Here is a 3,884-nt window from a genome sequence, read left to right as displayed (position 1 = left end):
CCGGGGGCAATCGACGCGTTCTGCTGCTCAATGGCCTGGGCCAGTTCGTTCATAGTCAGGCCATAGGCGGTGAGCTTGTTCGGGTCGACCCAGACTCGCATGGCCTGTTCGGCGCCGAACAGCTGCACGCGCCCCACACCATCGATGCGGCGTAGCTCCTGAACGATGTTGCGCGCCAGATAGTCATTCAACGCGACCTCATCAAACTGGCCGTTGGGCGAAGTCAGGCCGATCATCATCAGAAAGCCCGAAGCGGCGGACTCCACCTGCAGGCCGCTTTGCCGCACGGCCTGGGGCAGGCGTGGCTCCACCCTATCCATTCGGGTAGGTCAAAATACTGTCTGGAAATTCACAAAGCGCCTAATCAGGAGCTTTGATTCCTCCATACGATCTCAGCACCATTTTTCACGCTGGATTTGAGGAACATTGAAGGGGAACAGGACGGCGTATTGTTGGCTGTCGTTGCCTGGCCGCCATGGACAGATTCACAGTACTTAGGACGATCCGAAGTGTCGCAAGGCTATGGTGAAAGTCAACAAACGCTTTGGCAACTGCTGGGTCAATCAGTGTGCTCTGTGTCTGTCCATCGGCAGGTAGTGAGACGATGCCATTCGGAACCTCCAAGGTCCAGCCTCTAGCAGCTCTGAAGCTAGACACGATCTGATTGAAAGTGTGCCCTGCATGATCGAGATGGGCGTCTTGGTATGCTATCTGCTGCCCAGTAACTTCGCAGGGCACGTAGCCATCCGTGTCAGCGTATTCTTTGAAAAACTTAAGCTTTGCAGCATGAAGATCCTCCTGAACGGCGGCTCGACACGCATCATAGAATTCCTTGGACGGCCCTTTGGGCTGGCCTTTCACGGCCGAAATGTAACTGAAGTCGGTAGCGGTACCATCCTCGCGATGCACCCAGAACCCTGCGGTTGCAAAGCCTTTGAAATTGTTGAGAGTTCGCGTGAAGTAATCGATTCCAGTCCCCGTTTTGCTAGGGCCATCAGTAATCGCTTCGTCATAGCGCTCAAGAAGCACAACAAGATCCTCATGGTCAGCACGTGTGTCGATAACGTCTTGATTATCGTACCTATCTAGCATGGCCTTGAAATGAGCGAGCGCATCCTTCTGCGTCTTCCACGTTCTGCCATTTGAAAGAGTAATTGCTTTTGCCATATTGTGCACATCCGAGAATCATTTAGCTGATATCATAATAGTGGCTCATGCGAAGTCTTCAGCTAAATAGCTTTCCATGCGCATGCGATTTCCTAGCGGGCCTCACACTGGAATAAGGAGGCCAACGAGCTAGTCCGCAAAAGTAACCACTGCACTTAATCCTTATCATTATTGAACGATGGCCGTTTTATTCCCCTCGTGGAAGGAGATCTCAAGCCTATCTCCTGAAGTTACCTCAAGGACTGATCTCACTGCTTGCCCGTCCTGCCGTCTGACCAGCGCAAATCCCTTGGCCATGATCGCTCTTGGATCCAGCACGGCATAAAGATCCTTGTAGCGCTGCAGCGAGGCTTCCTCCTGCTGAAGACCTGCCTGCGCTGCAAACTGATACTGACCAGCCAAGGCGTCAACACAGCGCTGCTCCTCAGCCAGTCGGGCGCCCAGTTGCAAGGACAAGGCTTGCCTGGCCTGCATGAGCTCCTGTGCAGCATCAGCGGCCTTGCGCTCGGCAAGGTAGGTGTATTGCGTAAGGAGGTTGCCTAGGCATTGCTCCTCTTCAGCTACGGCTGACGGAAGCTGCGCCAGATACCGCTCCTGATAGTTGTGCAAGCGATCGCTGGCGCTCTGCAGCGATTCGCGCCATGGACTGCGCCTGGGCCTGCCAAAGCGTCACTTGTCTCTCGTGCCGGTTCAGGCAGTCATCCACGCCTCGGCGATAGCAGTGGCTTAGCTCAGCCAGTGTGAGGGTCTCGTTGCTTAGTCTCTGCTGGGAGAGGTTCTGATACTGCCCGTGCAGGCTGACTAAGCAGGTCTCTTCACGGCTCAGGGTCTGGTCGATCAGCTGCCTGGCCAGCTCAATGCTTCTTGAGAGCTCCTCGGACTCCAGCTGGAGATGGCGCAGGATTGATCCAATGACTTTGGAAGGCGTATCGAAACGGGTATGCGCTACCAGATCGAGTACGGTCTCGTCGCGCTCATGGCCGATGCCGGTAAAGACCGGGATTGGAAGCCGGCAGATGAGCTTGGCCAGCCCATAGTGGTTGAGCCATGCCATGTCAGCCTTGGCCCCCCCTCCCCTGATAAGACACACGGCATCAAAGGATGCCTGACCATGCTCTTCATAAAGCTGGAGAAAGGCTTGTTTGATCGACTCGGGAGCCTTCTCGCCCTGAAACGTGGCGGTGTAGTAGTGAAAGCTTACGAGGCCATGGCGCTCGAGCAGATCCGCTTCGCGCCGGAAGTCACCAAGCCCCGCGGCCTGATCAGGCGAGACAACCGCTATACGCCAGAATCCTGCTGGCGCTGCCAGTGTCTTTTGCCTGTCGTTGATGCCCTCTTCCTTTAACCGCGCCAGTATCTGCTCGACCTTGGCGTGCATTTCACCCAGCGTGTAATTGGGGTCGACGCCATAGACCTGGAGCTGGAAGCCATACTGAGGATGCAGGGTCGCGCAGACCTTGAGCATCACTTTCATGCCGGGCTGCGGTTTTGATCCAGTAACCTGTTCAAAGGCTCTTAGCTGCACATTCGAGACACTGCCAAACATCACAGCCGAACACTTGGCGATTTCCTTGCCATCAGTGCTCTCGATCAGAGTAAACCAGCACGTACCACCATTGCGGACATTGAACTCGCTTAGCTCAGCCACAACCCAGAGGTGCTCGGCAAAGGAGCGTTTGATCACCCCCTCGATTTGCTTGAGGTAACTGTGTAGCGAGATATGCACCGCTGGTGCTGGCGCGTTCATCAGTTTTGCGCGAGATACCCCGTACTTCTAGTGCGGGGAGGGATAGCGCGGCGCGCAAAGCGTGCCCTTTTATCGCTTCCTGCTAATGAGCAATTTCTATCTCACACTAGGTTTTGTATGTTGTAAGGCATGACTAAACGCGCCTACAAATACCGGTTCTACCCAACAGCTGAACAAGCAGAGCTGCTTGCAAAGACGTTTGGCTGCGTGCGTTTGGTCTATAACACCCTGCTGAGCTGGCGCACCGATGCATTCCATAAGGAGCAGCAGAAAATCGGCTACTCTGCGGCTAGTGCTTACCTGACCGTACTCAAGAAGCAGCCGGAACTGGCATTCCTGAATGAGGTTTCCTGCGTCCCGCTGCAGCAGTCCCTGCGCCACCAGCAGACTGCATTCAAGAACTTTTTTAAAGGACGAGCCAGGTACCCGGCATTCAAGAAAAAGCGAAACCATCAATCGGCTGAATTCACCGCCTCGGCGTTCAACTACCGGGACGGCGAGCTGTTTCTGGCGAAAAGCAGCGAGCCGCTGAATATCCGCTGGAGTCGTGCCCTGCCGTCTGCCCCTTCTACCATAACGGTTTCCAAAGATGCAGCTGGGCGCTACTTCGTCTCGTGCCTGTGTTAATTCGAACCTCAAGCCTTGCCCGTCACGCCGAAAATCATCGGCATCGACATGGGATTGAAAGACCTGTTTGTACCCTCCGAAGGCGAGCCGGTTGCCAATGCTCGCCATACAGCCAAATACGCCTCCCGGCTGGCATTGGCACAACGCCGTCTGAACCGTAAAAAGCTCGGCTCTGCCAATCAGGCCAAGGCCCGTCAGAAGGTTGCGAGGATTCACGCCAGGATCTCCGATTGCCGACTCGACGGCTTGCACAAGCTGTCACGCAGACTAATCAACGAAAACCAAGTGGTCTGTGTCGAAAATCTTGCGGTAAAAAACATGATCAGAAATCCCAGGCTGAGCA

The 3,884-nt window shown here is 54.9% G+C and carries 4 protein-coding genes and 1 pseudogene; 1 reads left to right on the top strand and 4 read right to left on the bottom strand.

Features of this window, described 5'->3' with window-relative positions; all coding sequences use genetic code 11:
• The 4 genes from IQ22_RS22915 to xseA form a co-directional block, all read right to left on the bottom strand.
• On the bottom strand, positions 1 to 311 hold a 311-nt coding region (locus IQ22_RS22915), incomplete at its 3' end, for an efflux RND transporter permease subunit (protein ID WP_280177110.1).
• Between the two features lie 94 nt (positions 312 to 405).
• Positions 406 to 1,167 (bottom strand): DCL family protein, encoded by a 762-nt coding sequence (locus tag IQ22_RS22910; RefSeq protein WP_145146107.1) that lies wholly within the window; start codon positions 1,165 to 1,167, stop codon positions 406 to 408.
• Between the two features lie 168 nt (positions 1,168 to 1,335).
• Positions 1,336 to 1,776 (bottom strand): exodeoxyribonuclease VII large subunit, encoded by a 441-nt coding sequence (locus IQ22_RS23775; protein WP_244309420.1) that lies wholly within the window; start codon positions 1,774 to 1,776, stop codon positions 1,336 to 1,338.
• A complete protein-coding gene (xseA, locus tag IQ22_RS22905) occupies positions 1,724 to 2,914 on the bottom strand; it encodes an exodeoxyribonuclease VII large subunit (protein ID WP_244309418.1) in 1,191 nt (396 codons plus the stop codon). The genes IQ22_RS23775 and xseA overlap by 53 nt, the downstream gene beginning before the upstream one ends.
• A 129-nt stretch (positions 2,915 to 3,043) precedes the next feature.
• Here xseA and IQ22_RS22900 point away from each other — a divergent pair.
• A pseudogene (locus IQ22_RS22900) lies at positions 3,044 to 3,884 on the top strand (RNA-guided endonuclease InsQ/TnpB family protein); the annotation flags it as partial.

It is taken from the genome of Pseudomonas duriflava (assembly GCF_007830155.1).
Classification (GTDB): Bacteria; Pseudomonadota; Gammaproteobacteria; order Pseudomonadales; family Pseudomonadaceae; genus Chryseomonas; species Chryseomonas duriflava.
The sequence above is the reverse complement of the archived record's forward strand: the minus strand, read 5'-3'. Positions and strand labels throughout refer to the sequence as shown.